This is a genomic window from Ramlibacter sp. MAHUQ-53 (genome assembly GCF_052600055.1).
Window position 1 is genome coordinate 13851 of the sequence record NZ_JBQWTS010000010.1, and the last position, 22097, is coordinate 35947.

The following is a 22097-nucleotide window of genomic DNA, read 5'->3' on the forward strand; positions in this document are numbered from 1 at the left end:
CCCTGACCATGAAACTTCTTGAACCCATCGTCGCCCAGGCCCCCGAGATCGCGGCCCTGCGGCGCGACCTCCATGCCCACCCCGAGCTGTGCTTCCAGGAGGTGCGCACCGCCGACCTCGTGGCCGCGCGCCTGGCCGAGTGGGGCATTCCCGTGCACCGCGGCCTCGGCCGCACCGGCGTGGTGGGCATCGTCAAGGCCGGCACCAGCGACCGCGCCATCGGCCTGCGCGCCGACATGGACGCCCTGCCGATCCAGGAGTTCAACACCTTCGCCCACGCCAGCCGGCACGCCGGCCGGATGCATGCCTGCGGCCATGACGGCCACACCGCCATGCTGCTCGGCGCGGCCCGCCACCTGGCGGCGCACCGCAATTTCGACGGCACGGTCTACCTGATCTTCCAGCCCGCAGAGGAAGGCGGCGGCGGCGCGCGCGAGATGATGCAGGACGGCCTGTTCGAGCAGTTCCCCATGGAGGCCGTGTTCGGTATGCACAACTGGCCCGGCATGCCGGCCGGCACCTTCGCCGCCAGCCCGGGGCCGGTGATGGCCTCGTCCAACGAGTTCAAGATCACCATCCGCGGCAAGGGCAGCCATGCGGCCATGCCGCAGAACGGCATCGACCCGGTGCCGATCGCCTGCCAGATGGTGCAGGCCTTCCAGACCATCATCAGCCGCAACAAGAAGCCGATCGACGCGGGCGTGATCTCGGTGACCATGATCCACGCCGGCGAGGCCACCAACGTCGTGCCCGATTCCTGCGAGCTCCAGGGCACGGTGCGCACCTTCACCCTGGAGGTGCTGGACATGATCGAGCGGCGCATGCGCCAGGTGGCCGAGCATGTGTGCGCGGCGCACGAGGCGACCTGCGAGTTCGCGTTCGAGCGCAACTACCCGCCCACCGTCAACAGCGCCGCCGAGGCGGCCTTCTGCCGCGAGGTGATGGCCTCCATCGTCGGCGAGGAGAACGTGCTGGACCAGGAGCCCACCATGGGCGCCGAGGACTTCGCCTACATGCTGCAGGCCAAGCCCGGCGCGTACTGCTTCATCGCCAACGGCGACGGCAGCCACCGCGAGATGGGGCACGGCGGCGGCCCGTGCATGCTGCACAACCCCAGCTACGACTTCAACGACGACCTGATCCCGCTGGGAGCGACCTACTGGGTCCGCCTCGCCGAGGCCTGGTTCGCCCGCCCGCGCGCCTGAGACGCCGTGATGCCGCGATGATCGACCTCGACATCGACGCGTTCTCCTCCACCTACGCGCTGGCGCGCGAGAAGTTCCTGCAGGCCGCGCGCGAGGCCGGCCTGCCCGTGGAGCAGCGGCTGCACCCCTTCCGCGGCCCGCGCGGCGAGGACCTGGCGATGGACGTGGTGCGCGACGGCCCGCTCGACGCGAAGGCCCTGCTGATCGTCACCAGCGGCTGCCACGGCATCGAGGGCTTCAGCGGCAGCGCGGTGCAGGTCGCGGCGCTGCGCGACGCCAACTGGCGCGGCTTCGTCCACGTGCGCGGCGTGGCGGTGCTGTACGTGCATGCCCTCAACCCGTGGGGCTTCGCGCACCTGCGCGCGACGACGCACGAGAACGTCTTCCTGGACCGCAACTTCATCGACTTCAGCGCGAAGCTGCCGGCCAACGACGCCTACCGCCACCTGCACCCCCTGCTGCTGCCCGCCAACTGGCCGCCGACGGCGGAGAACCAGGCGGCCGTGCAGGCCTGGATCGCCTCGCACGGCGAGCGCGACTTCCTCGCGGCCGTGACCCAGGGCCAGTACGACTTCCCGGACGGGCTGTTCTACGGCGGCACCGCGCCGAGCTGGAGCAACCGCAACTGGCGGCGCGTGCTGCGCCAGCACGCGCGCGATGCGGCGCGCCTGGCCTGGGTCGACCTGCACGCCGGCCAGGGCCTGGACGGCGTCGGCGATCGCGTGTACGCCGGGCCCGACGACCCGGCCGCCCTGGCGCGGGCGCGGCGCTGGTGGAGCGGCGGCGGGCGCACGCCGGTCACCTGCGGCCACGACGGCACGGCGCCGGCACCGCACCGCCACGGCCTGCTGTGGACCACGGTGCGCGAGGAGTGCCGCTTCTGCGAGTACACCGGCGTCGCGCTCCACCCCGCCACGGTGCCGGTGATGGAGCTGCTCGACGCCCTGCGCGGCGACCACTGGCTGCACAGGAACCCGGACGCGCCGCCGGCGGTGGCCGATGCGGTCCGCCAGGCGATGCGCGACGCCTTCCACCCGGAGGCGTCGGCGTGGAAGCTGCGGGTGCTGGAGCAGGCCGGGCAGGCGCTGCAGCAGGCGGTGGAGGGCTTGTCCGCCTGAGGGGCGGCAAGGAGAGCGGGCCGGGGAGCGGGCCCGCTTCGCCGCGCGGCCGGCGCGCGAAACTCAGGACTGGCCGCGGCTGCGGGCGATCTCGAGCAGGCCGTCGAAGATCAGGCTCTCGACCAGTTCGCAGGACACCGAGAGGAACGGCGCCATCTTCCAGCCGGCGCCCCCGGTCATGTAGACCACGGGTTCGGCGCCGCAGTGCCGGCGGACATGCTGCACCATGCGCTCGACCGCGCCGGCGATGGCGAAGGTGCCGCCGCTGGTGAGTGCGTCGCTGGTGTTGGTGGGGAATTCGCGCACCTCGCCGGTGGGCACGTGCAGGCCGGCGGTGCCGGACTCGAGGGCGCGCAGCATGATGCCGTGCCCCGGCAGGATGAAGCCCCCGAGGAAGCGGCCCTCGGCGTTGATCGCCTCCACGGTGACCGCGGTACCCACCATGACCACCACCACCGGGCGCGCCGGCCCGGCGGCGAGCATGCGGTGGCGCGCGCCGACCATGGCCACCCAGCGGTCCGCGCCCAGGCGCGTGGGGTGGTCGTAGCCATTGACCAGGCCGCACTCGGCGGTGGTGGCGTGGATCCAGCGCGGGGCCACGTCCCACAGTTCCTCCATCTGCTCGCCGACGCGCAGCTTGATGGCGTCGGCCGCGACGGCGCAACCGAGCATGCGCGAGGGCGCGGGCAGCGCGCGCCAGGCGCCGTCGGCCAGCTTGTCGATGTTCTCGAGGAATTCAGCGCCGTGCGCGCGCAGCGGCGCACCGGGACGGGCCTCTTCGTACAGGGCCCATTTGAGTCGGGTGTTGCCGACGTCGATGGCGAGGAACATGCGTCTCCTGGATCGGTCTAGATCGCGCCGATCCAGCAGGCCCGCTGGATCGCGGCCAACTTGTTCTCCACCTTCAGTTTGGCCATCGCGTTGGCCAGATGGTAATTGACGGTGCGCTCCGCGCATTTCATCTGCTCGGCGCTCTCGCGTGCGGTGAGGCCGTTGAAGGCGAGCATGAGGCACTGCCGCTCGCGTGGGCTGAGGGCCGAACGCTCCTGCGCGATGCAGCGTTTCACCAGCGGCCAGACATTGAGCGTGGACCACACCATCGCCGCCGCCTCGGCCCGGCAGGCCATCTCGCGCGGCGTGAACATGAAGCACTCGAAGGCGCGCTCGGCCGGCAGCGGGAACTCCACGCGGATCAGGGTCTGGAAGCCATGCGCCAGCGCCAGCAGCCGCCAGTGCGAGTCCTGCACGCCCCCGCCCTTGGCGATGTGCTGCCAGGCCACCAGCGGCGCGTCGCACTCGCGCCAGGGCGCGCCGAACTCGCAGCTGCGGGCCAGCGCGCCCACCGCGTCGGCGGCGCGCGGCGGGTGGACGCACAGGACCTGGCGGTCGTCGAAGCCACCGAACGGGTCGGGACCGAGGACGGCCACGGCCTCGACCGCATGCTCGCGCAGCGACGTCAACCAGTCGCTGAGGATGCTGTCGAGATTGACGCTGTCAAAGTTAACAGGATCTCCCATGGCCTCGGCCTGCCCGTCGGATGAAACCGACACAATAGCATTACATTGCCGCCTCCGATCACCCGCTCGCGGCCCCTCCTCGCCCCACCCGCCAACGACCTCGTGCCCATGCCGGCCTCCCCCTGGATCCACTGGCTCCATTGGCGCATCCGGCTGCGTGCCTTCGCATCCGGCCTGCTGATGCACCTGCTGCGCGAGCCGCTGCTGCACCCGTCGCCCCGGCGCATCCAGGCGCTGGGCCTGTCGACGGCGCTGGGCCATCCCCTGTTCCACCTGGTGTGGACGCGCTGGCTGCCCCAGCCCTACGACAACCCCTGGGAGCGCCTGGCCGCCGGCGGCCTGGGCCTGTTCCTGCTGCTGGCACCGGGGCTGCGCCAGCAGCCGCCCTCGCGCGAGGCCGCCTGGGTGTTCTGCGCCGTCACCTGGCTCTCGCTGCCCGTCTACTTCACCTGGATGTACCTGTGCAACGACCGCAACACGGTCTGGCTCACGACGCTGGCCATGGTCATCCTGATCTACTTCCACCTCAGCGACTGGCGCATCGCCAGCGTCGGGCTGGTCGGCGGCCTGCCGGCGGGCTGGCTGCTGTTCGCGGCAGCCGGCCCGGCCGTGCAGCCCGTGGCCAGCGAGGAAGCCACCACCCATGGCGTGCTGCTCGCCTTCGCGGGCTACATGGGGCTGATCCTCGGCCTCTCGGCCTACAACCTGCGGCGCGCCCAGCTCGAGCAGGCGCTGGGGACCATGGGCATCATGGCCCATGAGCTGCGCACGCCGCTGGCCACCATCGCGCTGGTCGGTGACGCGGTGCGCCTGCAGTCGCAGGCGTCGGCGCCGGACGCCGCCCGCCTGGGCGAGCTGGCCGAGCGGCTCGGGGGCATGGTGCGCCGCATGAACTGCCAGATCGACATGCAGATCACCAACGCCCGGATGATGAACCTGCGTCCGCGCCACGACCCGGTGCCGGTGGCCGCGGTGGTGCGCGCCCGCGTGGAGGGCTACCCGTTCCGCAGCGAGGGCGAGCGCGCCTGCGTGCAGGTGCACGTGATCCGCGACTTCGCCTTTCCCGGGGCGCCCGACCTGTTCGGGCAGGTGATCGACAACCTGGTGAAGAACGCCTTGCGCTCGCTCGCGAGCCTGCCGCAGCCCCCCGGCCCCGGCGACCTGCGCATCGTGGTGGAGAAATGCCGCGCCCACGGGCGCGTCGCGGTGATCGACCGCGGCGCGGGCATGGACCCGCTGCTGCGCGCACGCCTGTTCCAGCCCTTCGTCTCCACCCACCAGGGCTCGGGCCATGGGCTGGGGCTGGCCTTCTGCCAGCGCGTGGTGCGCGCCTCGCGCGGGCAGATCCGGGTGGAGTCCGAGCCGGGCCAGGGCGCGCGCTTCCTGATCGAGCTGCCGCTGGTGGCGGGCCGGGACGCATGACCCCTCGCGCCCGGCCGCCGCTGTTCCGCCGGCCGGGCGCCGTCGTCCTGCTCGACGACGACGCCGACTACCTCGAGATGCTGGCCATGGTGCTGCCGCGCCACTGGCCGCTGCGGCTGTTCACCCGGCCCACGCTGTGCGTGCATGCCTTCCACCGCGAGCTGAAGCTGTGGGAAGCGGACCGCTGGCAGGTGCAGTACCTGGTGGACCTGTGGCGCCAGGGCAAGCCGCTGCTGCCGCAGATCCTGGGCTACTGGGCGCGGGCGACCGAGCGCTACGGCCTCACCCAGGTCTGCGTGGTCGATTTCTCGATGCCCGCCATGGACGGCCTGCAGGTGCTCAGCGAACTGGTCGACTGGCCCGGCGCCCGCGTGCTGCTCACGGGCCAGGCCGACGAGCGCGTGGCCGTGCATGCCTTCAACCGGCGGCTGATCGACCACTACATCCCCAAGCAGGCGCCCAACATCGCGCTGCACCTGATCGAGACGCTGGACATGCTGGCGCAGCGCGCCTGCGAGCGCTTCGAATCCATCATCGCCGCCACGCTGAGCCCCGCACAGCACGCGCTGCTGCGCGCGCCCGGGGTGCCGCAGGCCCTGGAGGACTTCATCCGCCGGCGCTGGATCGAGCACATGGTGATCGGCGACCCGTTCGGCGTGCTGGGCATGGACGCCGCGGGGCGCATCGGCTGGCTGCAGTTCGAGACCCGCGAGGGCCTCGCCGCGCAGGCGGAGCTCGCCGAACTGGAGGGCCTGCCGCCGCCCGTGGTGGCCGAGATCCGCTGCGGGCACCGGCTCGCCAACCTCGAGCTGCGCCAGGGCCTGGACCGGCGCTGCGGCGTGGAGCACGGCCCGGCCTTCGCGCTGGGCGACGAGGCATCGCTGCTGGCGGCGCTGTTCAACGTGCAGGGCCAGGTGCTGGCGCCGGCGCCAGCCAGCTACGAGAGCTGGCTGGCGCAGCAGCCGCCGCGGGCGGTGCCGCGCTAGGGGTGGCATCGGCGCATGAATCGGCGCAGGGTCCGCCGTATGGGGCTGCCGTATGGGGCTGCCGTATGGGGCTGCCGTATGGGGCCGCCGTACGGGACCGCCGCATAGGTCCGCCGCATAGGTCCGCCGCAGGGGACCGCCGTTCGCGGTCGGCCCCAGGGCATGCCGGAGGGCCGCGTTCAGGCTGCCACGCGCTGGCGCCGCGCCGCCGCCCAGTCCCAGGGCCGCACGAGCGGCGCGATCTCGGCCGCCACCGCCTCGACCTGCGCGACCTCCGCCTCGGTGAGGCCGGCGTTCAGGGTGAGGCGCACCAGCGCGCGGTTGCGGCTGGTGGCCGGCGAGATGAAGACCGCGCCGAACACGCCGCGCGCCTCCAGCGCGTCGCGCAGGGCCAGGGTGGCGACCTCGGTGCCGGCCTCCAGCGCGATGATCTGCTCGCTGCCCTGGGCGATCGGGTAGCCCAGGCCCGCCAGCGTGCCGCGCAGGCGCGCGGTGTGCCGCGTCAGCGCGGCGCGCGCGGCATCGCTGCGCCGGATCACGTGCAGCGTGGCGTGCAGGCCGGCCACCTCATGGGGCAGCAGGCTGGAGCTGAAGATGAACGGGAAGCTGTGCACCGCGAGGTAGTCGCGCAGCTCGCGCGGCAGGGTGAAGATGCCGGCGCGCCCAGCGAAGGACTTGGCCAGGCTGGCGGTGATGAAGTGGACCCGGTGCGTGAGCCCCAGGTGCGCGCACAGCCCGCGCCCCTGCGGCCCGTGCGTGCCCAGGGCATGGGACTCGTCGGCCACCACCATCGAGCCGCCGGCCTCGGCCGCCTCCACCACCTCGGCGAGGCGGCACAGCGCGCCGGTGGCGCTGTAGACGGTGTCCACCACCACCACGCCAGGCCCGTGCTGGGCCATCAGCTTGCGCAGGTGGGCCGGGTCGTTGTGGCGGAAGCCATGGGCCACGGCGCCCGAGGCGCGCACGCCCTCCCACAGCGACATGTGGGCCATCATGTCCAGGTACACCGGCGAGCCGGGGTCGGCCAGGATCTGCAGCAGGCCGAGGTTGGCGGCATAGCCCGACTGGCACAGGAAGCTGTCCTCGGCGCCCAGCCAGTCGGCCATGTCCCGCTCGAAGCGGCCGGCCGGCGTGTCGCCGAACTGGAAGATGCTCGATTGCACCACCGCGCTGCGCGCATGCGCGAGGGCCTGGAGCTGCGCCTGCACGATCTCGGGATGGTCCACCACCGAGAGGTAGTCGTTGCCGTCGAGGCGGATCGCGTCCGGCCCGGGCACGCGCCCATGCGTGAAGAACCGCCCGCCCCACTCGCGGTGGAAGCGGTCATGGAAGTCGCGCGCCAGGCGCTCGCGCAAGGCGGCCGACAGCGGCGCGCCGGTGGACGCGGGCCGGCTGCCGGCCGCGGGGTGGGAAGGGGAAACGGGCGCGGCCACGCCAGCCGCCGGGTCGATCACGCAGTCCATGGGGAACCTCCGCTGGAAGAACACCCTTCCATTGGAGAAACCCCGGGCCGCAGGTGCCCGCGACAACCTGTCAGGCCTGACAGGTCAAGTTACAAAAAGATTGGCGGATTTTTGCTACCGGCACGAGGGCCGGACCAACGGGCCCCCGGGGCCCATGGATCCCGGCCTCAGGCCAGCTTGCCGTGGCAGTGCTTGTACTTCTTGCCGCTGCCGCAGGGGCAGGGGTCGTTGCGGCCGACATGGGCCACCGGGGCGCGGGCGGTGCTCTCGTCCAGCGTGGTCTGCGCCTCGCCGGTCTCGGTGGGCGCGGTGTAGGTCACGTTGGCGATGTGCTCGGCACGCTCCTCCAGGGCCTCGGCAGCCTGGTCGAGCTGCTCGCCGGACTGCACGCGCACGGTCATGAGCACGCGGGTGACCTCGTTCTTCACCGAATCCAGCAGCTGGCCGAACAGCTCGAAGGCCTCGCGCTTGTACTCCTGCTTGGGCTGCTTCTGCGCGTAGCCGCGCAGGTGGATGCCCTGGCGCAGGTAGTCCAGCGCGGCCAGGTGCTCGCGCCAGTGGGTGTCCAGGCTCTGCAGCAGGACCACGCGCTCGAACTGGGTGAAGTTCTGCGCGCCGATCTGCGCCAGCTTGGCCGCGAAGGCGGCGTGGGCGGCGGCGACCACCGCCTCGAGGATCTCCTCGTCGGTGATGGAGGCGGATTCCTTGACCTTGTCCTGCAGCGAGACCTGCACGCCCCAGTCCTCGGCCAGGGTCTTCTCCAGGCCGGCCAGGTCCCACTGCTCCTCGACGGACTCGGCGGGGACGAACTGGCGCACCAGGTCGGTGAAGCAGCCCTCGCGCAGGGCGGTGATCTGGGCCTCCAGGTCCTGCGCGTCGAGGATGTCGTTGCGCTGCTGGTAGATCACCTTGCGCTGGTCGTTGGCGACGTCGTCGTACTCCAGCAGCTGCTTGCGGATGTCGAAGTTGCGGGCCTCGACCTTGCGCTGCGCGCTCTCGATGCTGCGGGTGACGATGCCGGCTTCGATGGCCTCGCCCTCGGGCATCTTGAGGCGGTCCATGATGGCGCGCACGCGGTCGCCCGCGAAGATGCGCATCAGCGGGTCGTCGAGGCCCAGGTAGAAGCGCGAAGAGCCCGGGTCGCCCTGGCGGCCGGAGCGGCCCCGCAGCTGGTTGTCGATGCGGCGCGACTCATGGCGCTCGGTGGCGATGATGCGCAGGCCGCCCAGCGAGGTGACCAGCTCGTGGTCCTTCTTCCACTGGGCGCGCAGTTCCTCGATGCGCGCGGCCTTGGCGGCGGCGTCCAGCGATTCGTCGGCCTCGATGGCCTCGATGGCCTTCTCCACGTTGCCGCCCAGCACGATGTCGGTGCCGCGGCCCGCCATGTTGGTGGCGATGGTGATCATCTTCGGGCGGCCGGCCTGGGCCACGATGTCGGCCTCGCGGGCGTGCTGCTTGGCGTTGAGCACCTGGTGCGGCAGCTTCGCCTTGTCCAGCAGCTGGGAGATGATCTCGGAGTTCTCGATCGAGCTGGTGCCCACCAGCACCGGCTGGCCGCGCTCGTAGCACTCGCGGATGTCGGCGATGGCGGCGTCGTACTTTTCCTTGGTGGTCTTGTAGACGCGATCGAGCTGGTCCTCGCGCTTGCTCACGCGGTTCGGCGGGATGACCACGGTCTCCAGGCCGTAGATCTCCTGGAACTCGTAGGCCTCGGTGTCGGCCGTGCCGGTCATGCCGGCGAGCTTGGCGTACAGGCGGAAATAGTTCTGGAAGGTGATCGAGGCCAGGGTCTGGTTCTCGGGCTGGATCGGCACGCCCTCCTTGGCCTCCACCGCCTGGTGCAGGCCGTCGCTCCAGCGCCGGCCGGCCATCAGGCGGCCGGTGAACTCGTCGACGATCACGATCTCGCGCTGGCCGCCCTCGCCCGCCTGCACCACGTAGTGCTGGTCGCGGAAGTACAGGTGGTGCGCGCGCAGGCCCGCGTACACGTGGTGCATCAGCGTGATGTTGGCCGGGTCGTAGAGCGAGGCGCCCTCGGCCAGCAGGCCGTTCTCGGCGAGCACGCGCTCGGCGGTCTCGTGGCCGCGCTCGGTCAGGTACACCTGCCGGCTCTTCTCGTCGACGGTGAAGTCGCCCGGCTTGGTCACGCCTTCGCCGGTGCGCGGGTCGGCCTCGCCCTCCTGGCGCTCCAGGCGCGGGATCAGGCGGTCGATGGCGATGTACAGCTCGGTCTGGTCCTCGGCCTGGCCGCTGATGATCAGCGGGGTGCGGGCCTCGTCGATCAGGATCGAGTCCACCTCGTCGACGATGGCGTAGTTCAGGCCCCGCTGCACGCGGTCGGCCTGCTCGTAGACCATGTTGTCACGCAGGTAGTCGAAGCCGTATTCGTTGTTGGTGCCGTAGGTGATGTCGCAGCGGTAGGCTTCCTGCTTCTGCTCGCGCGGCATCTGCGGCAGGTTCACGCCCACCGACAGGCCCAGGAAGTTGTAGAGCCGGCCCATCCAGGTGGCGTCGCGGTTGGCCAGGTAGTCGTTCACCGTGACCACGTGGACGCCCTTGCCGGGCAGCGCGTTGAGGTAGACGGCCAGCGTGGCGGTGAGGGTCTTGCCCTCGCCGGTGCGCATTTCGGAGATCTTGCCGTTGTGCAGCGCCATGGCGCCGAGCATCTGCACGTCGAAGTGGCGCATCTTCATGACGCGCTTGGAGCCCTCGCGGACCACGGCGAAGGCCTCGGGCAGCAGGGCGTCGAGCGTCTCGCCCTTGGCCAGGCGGTCGCGGAACTCCTGGGTCTTGGCGCGCAGGGCCGCGTCGTCGAGCTTTTCGAACACCGGCTCCAGGGCGTTGATGCGGTCCACCGTCTTGCGGTACTGCTTGAGCAGCCGGTCGTTGCGGGAGCCGAAGATCTGGGTCAGGAAGTTCTTCATGAACGCGGCGCGTCCCTCGCCGGCGGTGCCGGCGGGGCGCGCAATCCTTTACGGGTTATGCACGGGAAGGCGTCGGGCGCGCGGGCGCGCCGAACAAACCAACGATTTTACCCACGGGTACGCGGCGGCCCGGACCGGCTGGCAAGCCCTTCCGGGATAATCGGGCGAGTCCCGCCCTGCCCCTGCCGATGTACCCCGAACGCCACCGGATCCACCAGCCTGTCACCCTGCTGCAGGCGGCCGAATCCTCGCCCACGCTGGCGGGGCTGGCGGCGCTGGCGCGGGAATCGGGCGAGCGGCTCAAGGCGGTGGAGCCGCTGATCCCGCCGCCGCTGCGCGCGGTGGTCCAGGCCGGGCCGATCGAGGGCAGCGGCTGGTGCCTGCTGGTGCGGGGCAACGCGGCCGCCGCCAAGCTGCGGCAGCTGCTGCCGGCGCTGGCCGCCCGGCTGCGGCAGCGGGGGTGGGACGTGCAGACGATCCGGCTGAAGGTGCAGGCCTGACCGGCAGCTTGCCGGCCGGCCCGCCCTTCGCGCCTCCTCAGGCCTGCTGGATACCCGCCACCACCCAGCCACCGGCGCCGTTGCGCGCCTTGACCAGGTGCCAGGTCTCGTCCAGGTCCTCCGGCGCGGCGCCGGCCTCGTGGCGGATGCTGCCGGTGAAGCGCACGCTGGCCACGTAGCGGTCACCCTCCTCCACCACGGCCAGCACCTGCGCGGCCAGGCCGAAGACCTCGGTGCGCTGGGGCGCGTCGCCGCGGTCGGCCAGGTCGGCCTTCACGACCTCGAACATCTCCGGCGTGAGGTACTCGCGCAGGCGGACCAGGTCACGGGCGTCGTTGGCTTCCTGCAGGGCGGTGAAGTTCGCCTGGGCGGCGCGGGTGAAACCCGCCACGTCGAAATCGGCCGGGATGACGCCGGCCGGCGCCGGGGCGCCGAGGCCGGAGCCGATGCCCGAACCGATGCCCGAACCGATCAGGCTGCCGGTGCGCTGGCCCGCGGGCTCGGCGGTGCGCTGCATCGACAGCGGCGAGCCGGCGTGGCCGCCGCCCGCACCCGCGCCCGCGCCCGAAGCGGCGAGAGCCGGCGTCGCGCCCGCGGCGCGGCGGCGCATGACGAGGCCGACGACCACCAGCACGGCCAGCACCAGCAGGCCGATCAGCATGAAGCTGGCAAGCTCCTCGGCGAAGCCGAAGTGCGAGGCCAGCGCCGCCAGGCCCAGGCCGGCGGCGAGGCCGGCGACCGGGCCGAGCCAGCTGCGCTTGGCGGGCGCGGCGGCGGCGGTGGCGGCCGTCGCCGCCGCAGGGGCCGCAGCCCCGGCCGTGGCGGGCTGCGACTGGGGCGTGGTGGGTGCGGGCGAGGCCGGCTGGCTGCGCGCCGGCGCCGTGACCGACTCGCGCTGCATTCCGCTGGACTTGCCGCCGCCGAGCCGGCGCGCGGCCTCGGCGTCGAACGCAGTCAGGCCGACCGACAGCGCGACGGCCAGGATGGTGAGGGCTTTCTTCATGTGACCTGTCTCCTTTTCAAACACATGGACCCTGCAACGTAACCCATTTCACGCATCGAAAAAAGAAGACAGAGACTGGCGATGGATCAGAAAAAACAGAAGAGTCAGGAATGCCCGCGCCGGACAGGACGCGGACCTCAGGCAGCCACGCCCACCAGGGCCACGGAGGCGAACAACGCCCCCTGGTCCACGTAGCCCTGCGACAGCAGTCCCAACTGCTGCGCCGCCGCCTGGCTCATCTCCTGCGTGAGGCCGTCGGCGCGCAGGTACAGGTGCACGTCGAAAGCGCCCTGCCCCGGAGCCAGCACGCGGCCCAGGCCGGGGTCGGCGGCGGCCACGTAGCAGGCGTAGGGCATGGCCTGGCCGGCGGGGGCGTAGAACCAGTCCCCGGTCAGCGCGTTGCGCCAGGCCGCCAGGGGCAACGTGTCGCTGCCGACGCGGTCGGTGGTGGCGAAGGCCGGCTGCGCGCCGGGCGTCACGGCAAGGGACAGGGTACGGTCGCCATTGGGCAGCAGCGCGCCGTAGACGAGCTTGGCGGGGGTCTCGTTCACGTCGGCCACGGTGACCCGCACGGACTGCAGGCTGGCATTGCCGGCGGCGTCGGCCGCGCGCACCACCAGGTCGTAGAGGTTGTCGCGGTTGGCGTCCTGCGGCAGCTCGTAGTCGGGCGCGGCGGCGAAGCGCAGCGCGCCGGTGGCGGGGTCGAGGCGGAACAGGGCGGCGTCGGCGCCGCCGGCCAGGCCCCAGGTCGCGGCCTCGTCGGCGGCGAAGGTGGCCACCGGCAGGGTGTTCTCCGGCACCGTCTTCGCGCTGCTGGCCGCGCCCGCACCGCCCGAGGGGCCGGTGATGCGCGGTGCGACCTCGTCGAGGTCGGTGACGGTGACGAGCACCGACTGCACGCTGGCATTGCCGGCGGCGTCGGTGGCGCGCACCTGCAGCTCGTGGATGTTGTTGCCGTTGGCGTCGCGCGGCAGCTCGTAGTCGGGCGCGGCGGTGAAGGCCAGCGCGCCGCTGGCGGCGTCGAGCGTGAACAGCCCGGCGTCGTTGCCGCCGGCCAGGCTCCAGGCCACGGCCTCGTTGGCGGTGAAGGTGGCGACCGGCCGCGCGTTCTCCGGGACCGACTTCGCGCTGGCGGCTGCACCGGGGCCGCCCGAGGGGCCGGTGATCACCGGCGGGCTGGTGTCGACCGTGCCGCCGCTGCTGCTGCCGCTGGTGGGCACGCCCGGGTCGACGATGCGGCCGACGGCCAGGTCGTTGTCGCCGAAGGCGTTGTCGGTCAGCGTGAGCTCGATGGCGGTGACGATGCCGCCGCTGGTGATGAAGCGCGCGCCGTCGCCGCCGGGCGTGCGCTGGGTGAAGTCGTACCAGCCGGCCGAGGTGATGGGGCGGCCCTCCAGGTCCACCAGGTTGCCCGCGAGCGCGCCGGCGCTGACGTACTTCTGGTAGCCGGTGAAGGTGCCCGCGGCCACCTGGGCGCGCGAGATGTCCAGCACCACGCGCACCTGGGTGCCGGCGCGCGCCGGGTCGGCGTCCACCAGACCCATGCTTTGCAGCGGCTCGATGGTGAACTGGATCGGGTCCCAGGCGGCGCCGGCGGGCTTCGAGCCGCCGGTGGCGGCGCTGGTGGGGGCCAGCACCTTCACGTCACTGAGCTGGGCGCTGTCGTCGACGGCGCTGCCCGGGGTGGACTGCATCACGGCCACCGACATCACCCTGGTGAAGTCGGTCAGCGTGCCGGCGATGGCGGCGTTGAACTGGTCCACCGTGGTCCAGGCCAGGGTGGTCACGGCGTTCTGGTTGGCGTCGGCGATGCCGTCGCCGTTGAGGTCGCCCTGCACGCCGCCGGCGGTGTTGGCATTGGCGGCCAGGCGCGTCTCGACGCTGGCGCCGATGCCGTCGCGGTCCAGCGTGTCGCGGGCGTCGAACGTCAGCGTGAGCGAGGCGCCGTGGCCGCCGTCCGAGGCCTTGAGGAAGAACTGGTCGATGGTGGCGCTCGCCGCCGGCGTGTAGCTGTAGGCGCCGGTCTGCGTGTTCAGGGCCAGCGTGGAGCCCGAGGCCACGGTCCTGGTGACCGTGGTGCCGGCGGGCACCGCGCTTTGCGAGAAGGTGGCGATGGTGTCGAACGAGAAGCGGATCTTCTCGCCGTCGGAGTCCAGCCAGTCGGTGCCGTTCCAGAACGTGGGCAGGCGGTTCTGGTCCATGCCGCCAACCGCGCCGCGGGTGACGGTGGTGGTGGCGTCGATCTTCACGTTCTCGCGCCGGCTGGTGATGTCGTACAGGCCAGGCGTGCTGTCGATGGTGAAGGCGTTGGACAGGTTGCTGGTGTAGCCGCCGCGTGAGAGGCGGGCCACGTAGTCACCGGCCACCAGCGGGTGGCTGCCGAAGTCCAGCGTGTAGATGCCGCCGGCCTCGGTGGCGGTGAACTGGCTGGCGTTGACGGCGGTGAGGTTGCCTTGGCCATCGCGCAGGAACAGGCTGACCGTGCAGTTCGCCTCGCCGCGCAGCGTGACCACCTGGGTGGTGTCGGCGGTGAGCAGGTCGTAGGGCGTCGGGTCGGCGGGGGTCTCGGTGACGTCGGTGATCACCGGGTCGGTGAGCGAGGCGACATCGGTGATGGACACCGTGCCCGAGGCGCCCGCGCCATTGCGCACGCCGCCGGTGACGGCGCCGGTCACGACCCGGAAGGCCTCGGTCCCTTCGTTGGACAGGTTGTCCTGCGCCAGCGCCACCCGCAGCTGCAGGGAGAGCTGGCCGGCGGTGATGGTGGGCGTGCTGGTGGCCACCGCCACCCAGTTCGCGCCGTCGTACCACTGCAGCGTGCCGCCGGTGTCGGTGCCGACGGTGGCGGTGCCGCTGGACAAGGTGGGCGCGAAGCTCACGTTCGTGTCGCTGGCGTTGGACAGCGACACCGACACCACGGCATACGGCTGCGCCTCGCTGACGGTGACGTGGCTCACGCTGACCGTGGGCCGGTCGTCGGTGCGGGTCAGGTTGGCGTTGGTCGTGCCGTCAGGGTTGTGGATCTGGCCCGCGCCGGCGTCGTCGATGGTGATGGTGCCGGAGGCGGCGGTGCCGCCCGAGGGCGTGGCGGTGAGGACGATGGTCTCGCCGTTGTCGCTGACCGTGTCCTCGACCACCGGGGTGCGCACCAGGAGGCTGCCACCCGCGGGCATCCGGGGCGGGCTGCCGGCGCTGTAGTCGGCCCAGTTCACGCCGCCGTCCAGGGAGACCTGCAGCGCGGGACCGCGGTCGACGCCGCCGCCGGTGGACGTGCCCGACACGGTGAGCGCGATGCTGGAGCCAGGGTTGCCGGTGACGGTCCACACGGCCCAGGGGGAGGCCTCGTTGACGGTGGCCGAGCTCACGCCGGCGGTGCGGTCGTCGTCGAGGCTGGCGGTGCTGGTATCGAGGGTGCCGCTGGTGAAGGTGCCGGGGTAGCGGACGCCCGTGCCGTCGTCCTTGATCGTCGCCGTGCCCAGCACCGCCGAGCCGCCGCCGACGGGCGTGACCTGCAGCTGGAAGGGCTCGCTGCCCTCGTAGCTGGCGTCCTGCTCCTGCCCGATGGCCACGCGCACGTACAGCGTGCCGCCCGCAGGCAGCGTGATGGACGTGGCGTAGTCGTCCCACGTGCTGCTGGTCGCGTTCCAGACCTTCAGCGTCTGCGCCGCCAGGTCCGCCGTGTTGCTGCCGCTGCCTTCCAGCAGCGCCAGGCTCACCACGCGGCCGGCCGTGCCGCTGACGGTGAAGACCGCGTAGTCCGAGGCCTCGTTGACCGTGATCGGGTTGACGGACAGCGTGCGGTCGTCGTCCTTCACCGCGCCGGCGTCGGCCGCGCCCGTGGTGTTGTCCGGGTAGATGCTGCCGGTGCCGCCGTCCACGATCGTCGCCGTACCGGTGGCGGCCGTGCCGCCACCATTGGCGGCGCGCAGGCCGAAGGTCTCGGGGCCCTCGTACACCGCCGGGTTGTCGTTGGCCAGCGCCACCCGCGCCAGCAGCGTGCCGCCGGCGGGAATGGTGGCGGAGGCGCCATAGGAAACCCACGCGCCGTTCACCAGCACCTGCAGGCTCGACGCGTCGTAGTCGCTGGTGGAAGTGGCCGAGCCAGCCACCATCGAGAGGGTCACCACCTGGCCCGCTGCGCCGCCGACCTCGAACACGGCATAGGGCGAGGCCTCGTTCACCGTGATGCTGTTCACCGTGACGGCGCGGTCGTCGTCCAGGTTGCTGGTGCTGGCGTCGGGCGCGCCATTGGTGATGGTGCCGGCGTAGATCGTGCCGGCGCCGTCGTCCCTGATCGTGGCCGTGCCGGTGACTGCGCTGCCGCCGTTGCCCGGCGTGACCACCAGCTGGAAGGGTTCGGCGCCTTCGTACGTCGTGTCCTGTTCTTGCGCGGTGGCCACCCGCACGTAGAGGGTGCCGCTCACGGCGGGCAACGTCGCCGAGGTGGTGTAGTCGTCCCAGGCACTGGTGGTGGCGTTCCACACCTTCAGTGTCTGCGCCGCCAGGTCCGCCGAGTTGCTGCCGCTGCCTTCGAGCAGCGACAGGGTGACGGTGCCGCCCGGCGCGCCGGTGACGGTGAAGATCGCGAAGGACGAGGCTTCGTTGACCGTGAGGTCGTTCACCGTGGTCGAGACCGAGGTGTCCTGGTCCAGCACCGTGGTGGTGTCGGCCACAGGGGAGCCCGCCGTCACCCCACCCGTGTAGATCGTGCCGTTACCGTCGTCGACGATGGTGCTGGTGGCGCTGCCGGCTGCGCCTGCGCCGGTGGCCGTGGACGCCGTGAGCGAGAAGCCCTCGTCCGCCTCGTTGTTGGTGTCGTGCTCGGGGGTGATGTCCACGCGCACGTAGACCTTGCCGTTGCCCGGCACGTTGGGCTGCACCGCGCTGCTGTAGGTCGTCCACGTGGCGCCGTCGTACGAGAACGCCATCGTGAAGCCCGCCACCGTGGCCTGGGCGGCGCCGGCGCCCGCCAGCGACAGCGCCAGGTTCTCGCCCGGCGTCGCGGTGACGGTGAACATCGCGTGGGTCGAGGCCTCGTTCACAGGGCCATGCGCGACGACGCTCACCGAGAGGTCGTTGTCCTTGGCCGCGGCGCCGTCCACCGCGCCGGTGGTGGCGTCGTAGACCGAGCCGGTGCCGTCGTCCACGATCGTCGCCGTGCCCGTGGTGGGCACGCCGCTGCCGTTGGTGGCGCGCAGGCCGAAAGTCTCGGGCCCCTCATAGGCCGCCGGGTTGTCGTTGGCCAGCGCCACGCGCGCCAGCAGCGTGCCGCCGGCGGGGATCGTGGCCGCGGTGCCGTAGGCCACCCACGCGCCGTTCACCAGCACCTGCAGGCTGGCGGCGTCGTAGTCGCTGGTGGGCGTGGCGGTGCCGCCGACCACGGCCAGCGTGAGCACCTGGCCCGCCGCGCCGCCGACCTGGAACACCGCGTAAGGCGAGGCCTCGTTCACCGTGATGCTGCTCACCGTGAGCGCGCGGTCGTCGTCGAGGTTGCTGGTGCTGGTGTCCGGCACGCCGCTGGTGAGGGTGCCGGCGTAGACCGTGCCGGCACCGTCGTCGACGATGCTGCTGTCGCCGGTGAAGGCGGTGCCCGCGACGTTGGCGGCGGTCAGGCGCAGGGTCTCGCTGCCTTCGGAGGCGCCGTCCTGCATGAGGGCGACGCGCACCTGCAGCGTCGCGGCCGGCAGGGTGGCATAGCTGCCGGCGGTGTAGGCCTGCCACTGCGCGCCGTCCCACCACTCGAGGGCGGGCGCGAAGTCCGCGCCGGCGGTGGCGGTGAGGCCGGAGAGCGACAGGGCCACGCGCTGGCCGGTCGCGCCGCCGACCTGGAAGAAGACGTAGGGCGAGGCCTCGTTGGCCGTGGTACCGGTGACAGTGAGGGCGCGGCTGTCGGGGGTGACGGTGAGGCCCAGGACATCGGTGTCCGACAGGCCGCCGGCGTCGACGGTGGTGATGCGCAGCGAGTCGGCGCCCGAGAACCCCGCCGTGGCCCGGTAGGCCAGCGTGCCCAGCACCGTGTTGAGGGCCGCGCTGCTGGCGCCGGAAAGCACCAGCGGGTCGGCCGGGGTGCCGGTGCCGCTCACGGTGATGCCGCCGCTGGCGGTGGCCGACAGCGTGCCGTGGGCCACGCTCAGGGTGACCGTGCCGCTGCTGGCGAGGTTGTTGTCCACGTCGGCGACCGACAGGCCGGTGAGGGACAGCGTCGCGTAGTCGGGCGTGCCGGGGTTGGCCGGGAGGGTGTTGACCGGCGCGTCGTTGACCGACAGCACGTTCAGGGTCAGCGTGGAGGTGGCGCTGAAGGCGGTGCCGTCGCCGACCTGGAAGCCCACCGTGGCATAGGGCGAGCCGTGGGCATCGGCCACCGGCACGAAGCGCAGCTTGCCGGCGGCGAGGTCGGCGGCGGTGATGACCTGGTTGGCCGTGACCGCGACCCAGGTGGTGCCGGTGCTGTTGTACTGCAGCGCGCCGGCGGCGGGCAGCGAGGTGATCTTGACCGAGGCCAGGGCCGTGCCCTCGGCGTCGGCGTAGCTGCCGAAGTCCGGGGCAGACAGCACCAGGGACGTGTCCTCGGAGGTGGTGGCCGCGTCGTCGGTGGTGGTGGGCGCGTCGTTGGCGCCGTTCAGGGTGATGGTCAGCGTCGCGATCGACGAACCCGAGGAGGTGGGCGCGTTGGTGATCCGGTACTGGAAGGTATCGGTCAGGCTCTGGCCCGCGCCCAGCGCGTTGACGGCGGGCAGGCTGTCGTTCGGCGCGTACGAGTAGGCCCCGTTGCTCGAAAGGGTCAGCGTGCCGTACCTGCCGGCGACCGTGGTGCTGGTGCCGATGGCGGTGTCGGCGGCGGCCCCCGACAGGCGCGCGCCGGCGACGAGGGTGGTGGTTCCGGGGCCGGTCGCCGCCGCCGTTTCCTTGTCGTTGGACAGGAGGTTGCCGCTGGCGTTCGCCCCCGCCGACGTGCCGGCTTCGGTGGCGGCGCCGGTGTCGGCCGCGGCCACCGGGTCGTTGCTGCCGGCGCCATACACGGTGATGTTCAGGGTGGACGAACTCTGCGCGCCCGTGCTGTCCTGCATCGTGTAGCTGAACACCTCGACGGCGGACTGGCCAGACGCCAGCCTGGCGTTGTCGGTGGTGGGCGTGTAGGTGTAGCTGCCGTTGGCCCCCAGCGTGAGGGTGCCGTGCGTGCCGGTGAAGGTCTGGCCCGCGGTGACGGTGGAACTGAACGTGTAGGCGCCGCCGGTGGCGACCGAGAACTCCCCGCCCACCCGCACCGCGGTGATGACGCCGTTGGTGTACGTCACCGAGCTGACCGTCATGCCGGCGGTGGTGCCCGGCCCCGAGACCGTCATGCCGGCGGTGATGCTGCCGGCGACCGCGCTCAGGCCGGTCAGGTCGGTGTAGCCGCTGCTGGTGGTGTTGCTGACGGTGGCGGTCTTGCCGCCGGAGGCGTTCTCCGTCGCCGAGCTGGAGTTCTCGAACAGGACGGACGCGTTCGTCGTGAGGAAAGTCGCGAGGTTGCTGATCGCGACGTAGCTGCCCCCGTTGGCGTAGTGCGTGGGCGTGTAGTTGAGGACGATCTCGGAGTCGCTGCCCGTGGTGGTCCGCGTGTGGACAGAGACCAGCGAGTAGCTGCTGCCGTTGTAGTAGTAGAGGCCCCGGTAGTTGTCGCCCGCCGCGTCGGTGGACAGCTTGACGTAGGCCTCTTCGCCGCCGTTGACGGAGGTGAAGCCGCTGTCCCCGCGGAAGATCAGCTTCGCGCTGCCGGCGGTGACCGCCACGGTGCCCGCGCTGGCCGACGCATTGGCCGTGATGCCGACGATGCTCCTGGTGTCGCCCGTGTCCGGGTCGGTGTCGTTGGCCAGGACGTTGCCGGTGGCGTTGTAGCCGGTCGACACGAAGCCGGAGGTGGCGGTGGTGCTCTCTCGCGCGCTGTTGTAGTCGGCGACGGCGATGGGCGCGTCATTCGCCGGCGTGGCGGTGATGGCCAGCGTGTAGCTCGCGGCGCTCGTGGCCGTGCCGTCGCTCACCGTGTAGCCCACGCTCGCATAGGGCGAGCCGCTGGCATCGGCCGCCGGCACGAAGCGCAGCTTGCCGGCCGCGATGTCCGCCGCGGTGATGGACTGGTTCAGGGTGACCGCGCCCCAGGTGCCGCCGCTGTTGTATTGCAGCGCGCCGGCAGCCGGCAGGCTGGTGACCTGCACCGAGGCCAGCGGGTCGCCGTCGATGTCGGTGAAGGTGCCGAAGTCACCGAGGCCCAGTACCGCGATCGCGTCCTCGGCGAGGGTCAGGGTGTCGTTCGAGCCGGTGGGCGCGTCGTTCACCGGCGTCACGTTCACCGTGAGCGTGTAGGTGCCTGCGCCGTAGGCCGCGCCGTCGCTCACCTGGAACTGCAGCGAGGTGTAGGGCGAGCCGTGGGCCTCGGCTGCCGGTGTGAAGCGCAGCTTGCCGGCGGCGATGTCGGCGGCGGTGATCTCCTGGCCGGCGGTGACCGGGGCCCAGGTGCTGCCGCTGCTGTTGTACTGGAGGCTGCCGGCGCCGGGCAGGCTGGTGACCTTCACCTTGGCCAGCGGCGTGGACTCGGCGTCCGCGTAGCTGCCGAAGTCGCCCAGGCCGAGGACGATGGCCGTGTCCTCACGGGTGGTGACGCTGTCGTGGGTCGACGTCGGCGCGTCGTTCACCGGGGTGATCGACAGGCTCAGGCTGGCCGTGGCGGTGCCGCCGTTGCCGTCGGACAGCGTGTACTTCACCAGCGGCACGGTGCCGGCGTAGTTGGACACGGGCGTGAAGGTGTAGGCCCCGGTGGCGGCGAGCGTGAAGCTGCCGACGCCGGGGATGGCGGTGGCCTGCCCCAGGCTGCCGCTGGTGCCGCCGATGGTGAAGGCGGTGACGCTGAGCGTGTCGCCATTGGCATCGGTGTCATTGGCCAGCACGTTGCCGGCGGCCGAGGCGTCCTCGTTCAGGATGGCGCTGTCGTTCACGCCCACCGGCGCGCTGTTCACCGGAAGCACGCTGTTCATCGAGCTGTCGACGCGGTCCGAGCTGCTGCCGATGGCGGCGTTCCCGCTGAAGTAGCTGTTGTCCAGGCTCAGGATGAAGGCGGTGTCGCCGCTCGTGCCGGCGCCGCTGCCGTCGTTGTCCAGCCAGACGTAGAAGCCCTTGACCACGCCGCCGACCTTGATCGGCCGGCTCGCCAGCCCGGTGAAGGTGGTGGTGACGCCATTAGCCTCGTACGACACCGTGCCCAGCACGTTGTTGCCCGAGAACTGCACGCCGGCCTGCGAAAAGGTGACCCGTGTGGTGGACACCGCCGTGGTGTTGATCGTGACGCTGCTGGTCTCCTCGCCGAAGAAGCCGTCGGGCGCGCCGCTGGCGGTGGCCCGGTAGAGGCCCTGGACCTGGAGGGTGACCAGCTGGTGCGGCCAGGCCTGCGCCACGCGGGGGTGGAACGGCAGGGCCGGGGCCTGGCCGCGGCCGCCGGCCAGGCGCCAGTGGCTGCGGCCGGTGCGCGGGTCGCGGCCCAGGGGGCGGCCGGCGGCCCAGACCTCGGCGCCGGTCAGGCGCGCGAGGGTGGCGGTCCAGGCCGTGTCCAGGCCGACGTCGCAGGCCCACAGGGCGATGCGCCGCACGCGCCAGTGCGCCAGCAGGTGCGCGCCGCGCTCCAGGGCCTCGCGGTCGATCCAGTGCCCGGCGATCGACAGGCCGCCGCGGGCGCCGTGGGCCACCAGGTGCAGGGTGTTCAGCGTCTCGCCGGCCAGCGCGCAGGTCAGGGCCTGCAAGGGGTCGGCGGCGTGGCCCAGGGCCAGGGCGGGCAGGCGGGCCTCGTGGAGCAGGGGATCCAGTTCCGTGGCGAGCCCGTCGGCGATCAGCAGTTCGGAGGGGCGGGCGGGCGTGAAGCGGAGGGACATCGGCATCCTGGGCAATTCGGAACGGGCCGCCCAGGGGCCGCGGGACGCGACCCGCAGGCG

General features: G+C 72.0%; 11 protein-coding genes. 5 read left to right on the forward strand and 6 right to left on the reverse strand.

Annotated elements, in window-relative coordinates:
• The first annotated feature begins 8 nt into the window (after positions 1-8).
• Positions 9-1205 (forward strand): M20 aminoacylase family protein, encoded by a 1197-nt coding sequence (locus ACT80S_RS15140; protein ID WP_377417293.1) that lies wholly within the window; start codon positions 9-11, stop codon positions 1203-1205.
• A 17-nt stretch (positions 1206-1222) separates the two neighbouring features.
• Positions 1223-2323, forward strand: a complete 1101-nt coding sequence (locus tag ACT80S_RS15145) for a M14 family metallopeptidase (protein ID WP_377417295.1) — start codon at positions 1223-1225, stop codon at positions 2321-2323.
• Between the two features lie 63 nt (positions 2324-2386).
• Here the strand turns inward: ACT80S_RS15145 and ACT80S_RS15150 are convergent, their stop codons facing one another.
• Together ACT80S_RS15150 and ACT80S_RS15155 are read right to left on the reverse strand one after the other, a co-directional pair.
• Positions 2387-3154, reverse strand: coding sequence for a type III pantothenate kinase (locus ACT80S_RS15150; protein WP_377417297.1), 768 nt, complete (start codon positions 3152-3154; stop codon positions 2387-2389).
• Positions 3155-3171: 17 nt separating this feature from the next.
• A complete protein-coding gene (locus ACT80S_RS15155) occupies positions 3172-3840 on the reverse strand; it encodes a helix-turn-helix transcriptional regulator (protein ID WP_377417299.1) in 669 nt (222 codons plus the stop codon).
• 108 nt (positions 3841-3948) lie between these two features.
• Here ACT80S_RS15155 and ACT80S_RS15160 point away from each other — a divergent pair, with 108 nt between their 5' ends.
• The gene (locus ACT80S_RS15160) at positions 3949-5262 is read left to right on the forward strand and encodes a sensor histidine kinase (RefSeq protein ID WP_377417301.1); all 1314 of its coding nucleotides are present in this window, start codon (positions 3949-3951) and stop codon (positions 5260-5262) included.
• A complete protein-coding gene (locus tag ACT80S_RS15165; RefSeq protein WP_377417303.1) occupies positions 5259-6248 on the forward strand; it encodes a response regulator in 990 nt (329 codons plus the stop codon). Before ACT80S_RS15160 ends, ACT80S_RS15165 begins: the two co-directional genes overlap by 4 nt.
• 179 nt (positions 6249-6427) lie before the next feature.
• Here the strand turns inward: ACT80S_RS15165 and cqsA are convergent, their stop codons facing one another.
• Positions 6428-7711 carry an alpha-hydroxyketone-type quorum-sensing autoinducer synthase gene (cqsA, locus tag ACT80S_RS15170; protein ID WP_377417305.1) on the reverse strand — a complete coding sequence of 428 codons (1284 nt, stop codon included), beginning with the start codon at positions 7709-7711 and terminating at the stop codon, positions 6428-6430.
• 167 nt (positions 7712-7878) lie between these two features.
• Positions 7879-10635 (reverse strand): preprotein translocase subunit SecA, encoded by a 2757-nt coding sequence (secA, locus tag ACT80S_RS15175; RefSeq protein ID WP_377417307.1) that lies wholly within the window; start codon positions 10633-10635, stop codon positions 7879-7881.
• Positions 10636-10823: 188 nt separating this feature from the next.
• On the opposite strand from secA, the gene ACT80S_RS15180 reads away from it, so the two are divergent.
• A complete protein-coding gene (locus tag ACT80S_RS15180) occupies positions 10824-11135 on the forward strand; it encodes a hypothetical protein (RefSeq protein ID WP_377417309.1) in 312 nt (103 codons plus the stop codon).
• A gap of 37 nt (positions 11136-11172) precedes the next feature.
• Here ACT80S_RS15180 and ACT80S_RS15185 read toward each other — a convergent pair whose 3' ends face one another.
• Entirely contained in the window at positions 11173-12138 is a 966-nt protein-coding gene (locus tag ACT80S_RS15185; RefSeq protein ID WP_377417311.1) for a Tim44 domain-containing protein, read from the reverse strand.
• 137 nt (positions 12139-12275) lie between these two features.
• The gene (locus ACT80S_RS15190) at positions 12276-22037 is read right to left on the reverse strand and encodes a tandem-95 repeat protein (RefSeq protein ID WP_377417313.1); all 9762 of its coding nucleotides are present in this window, start codon (positions 22035-22037) and stop codon (positions 12276-12278) included.
• Between the last annotated feature and the right edge of the window lie 60 nt (positions 22038-22097).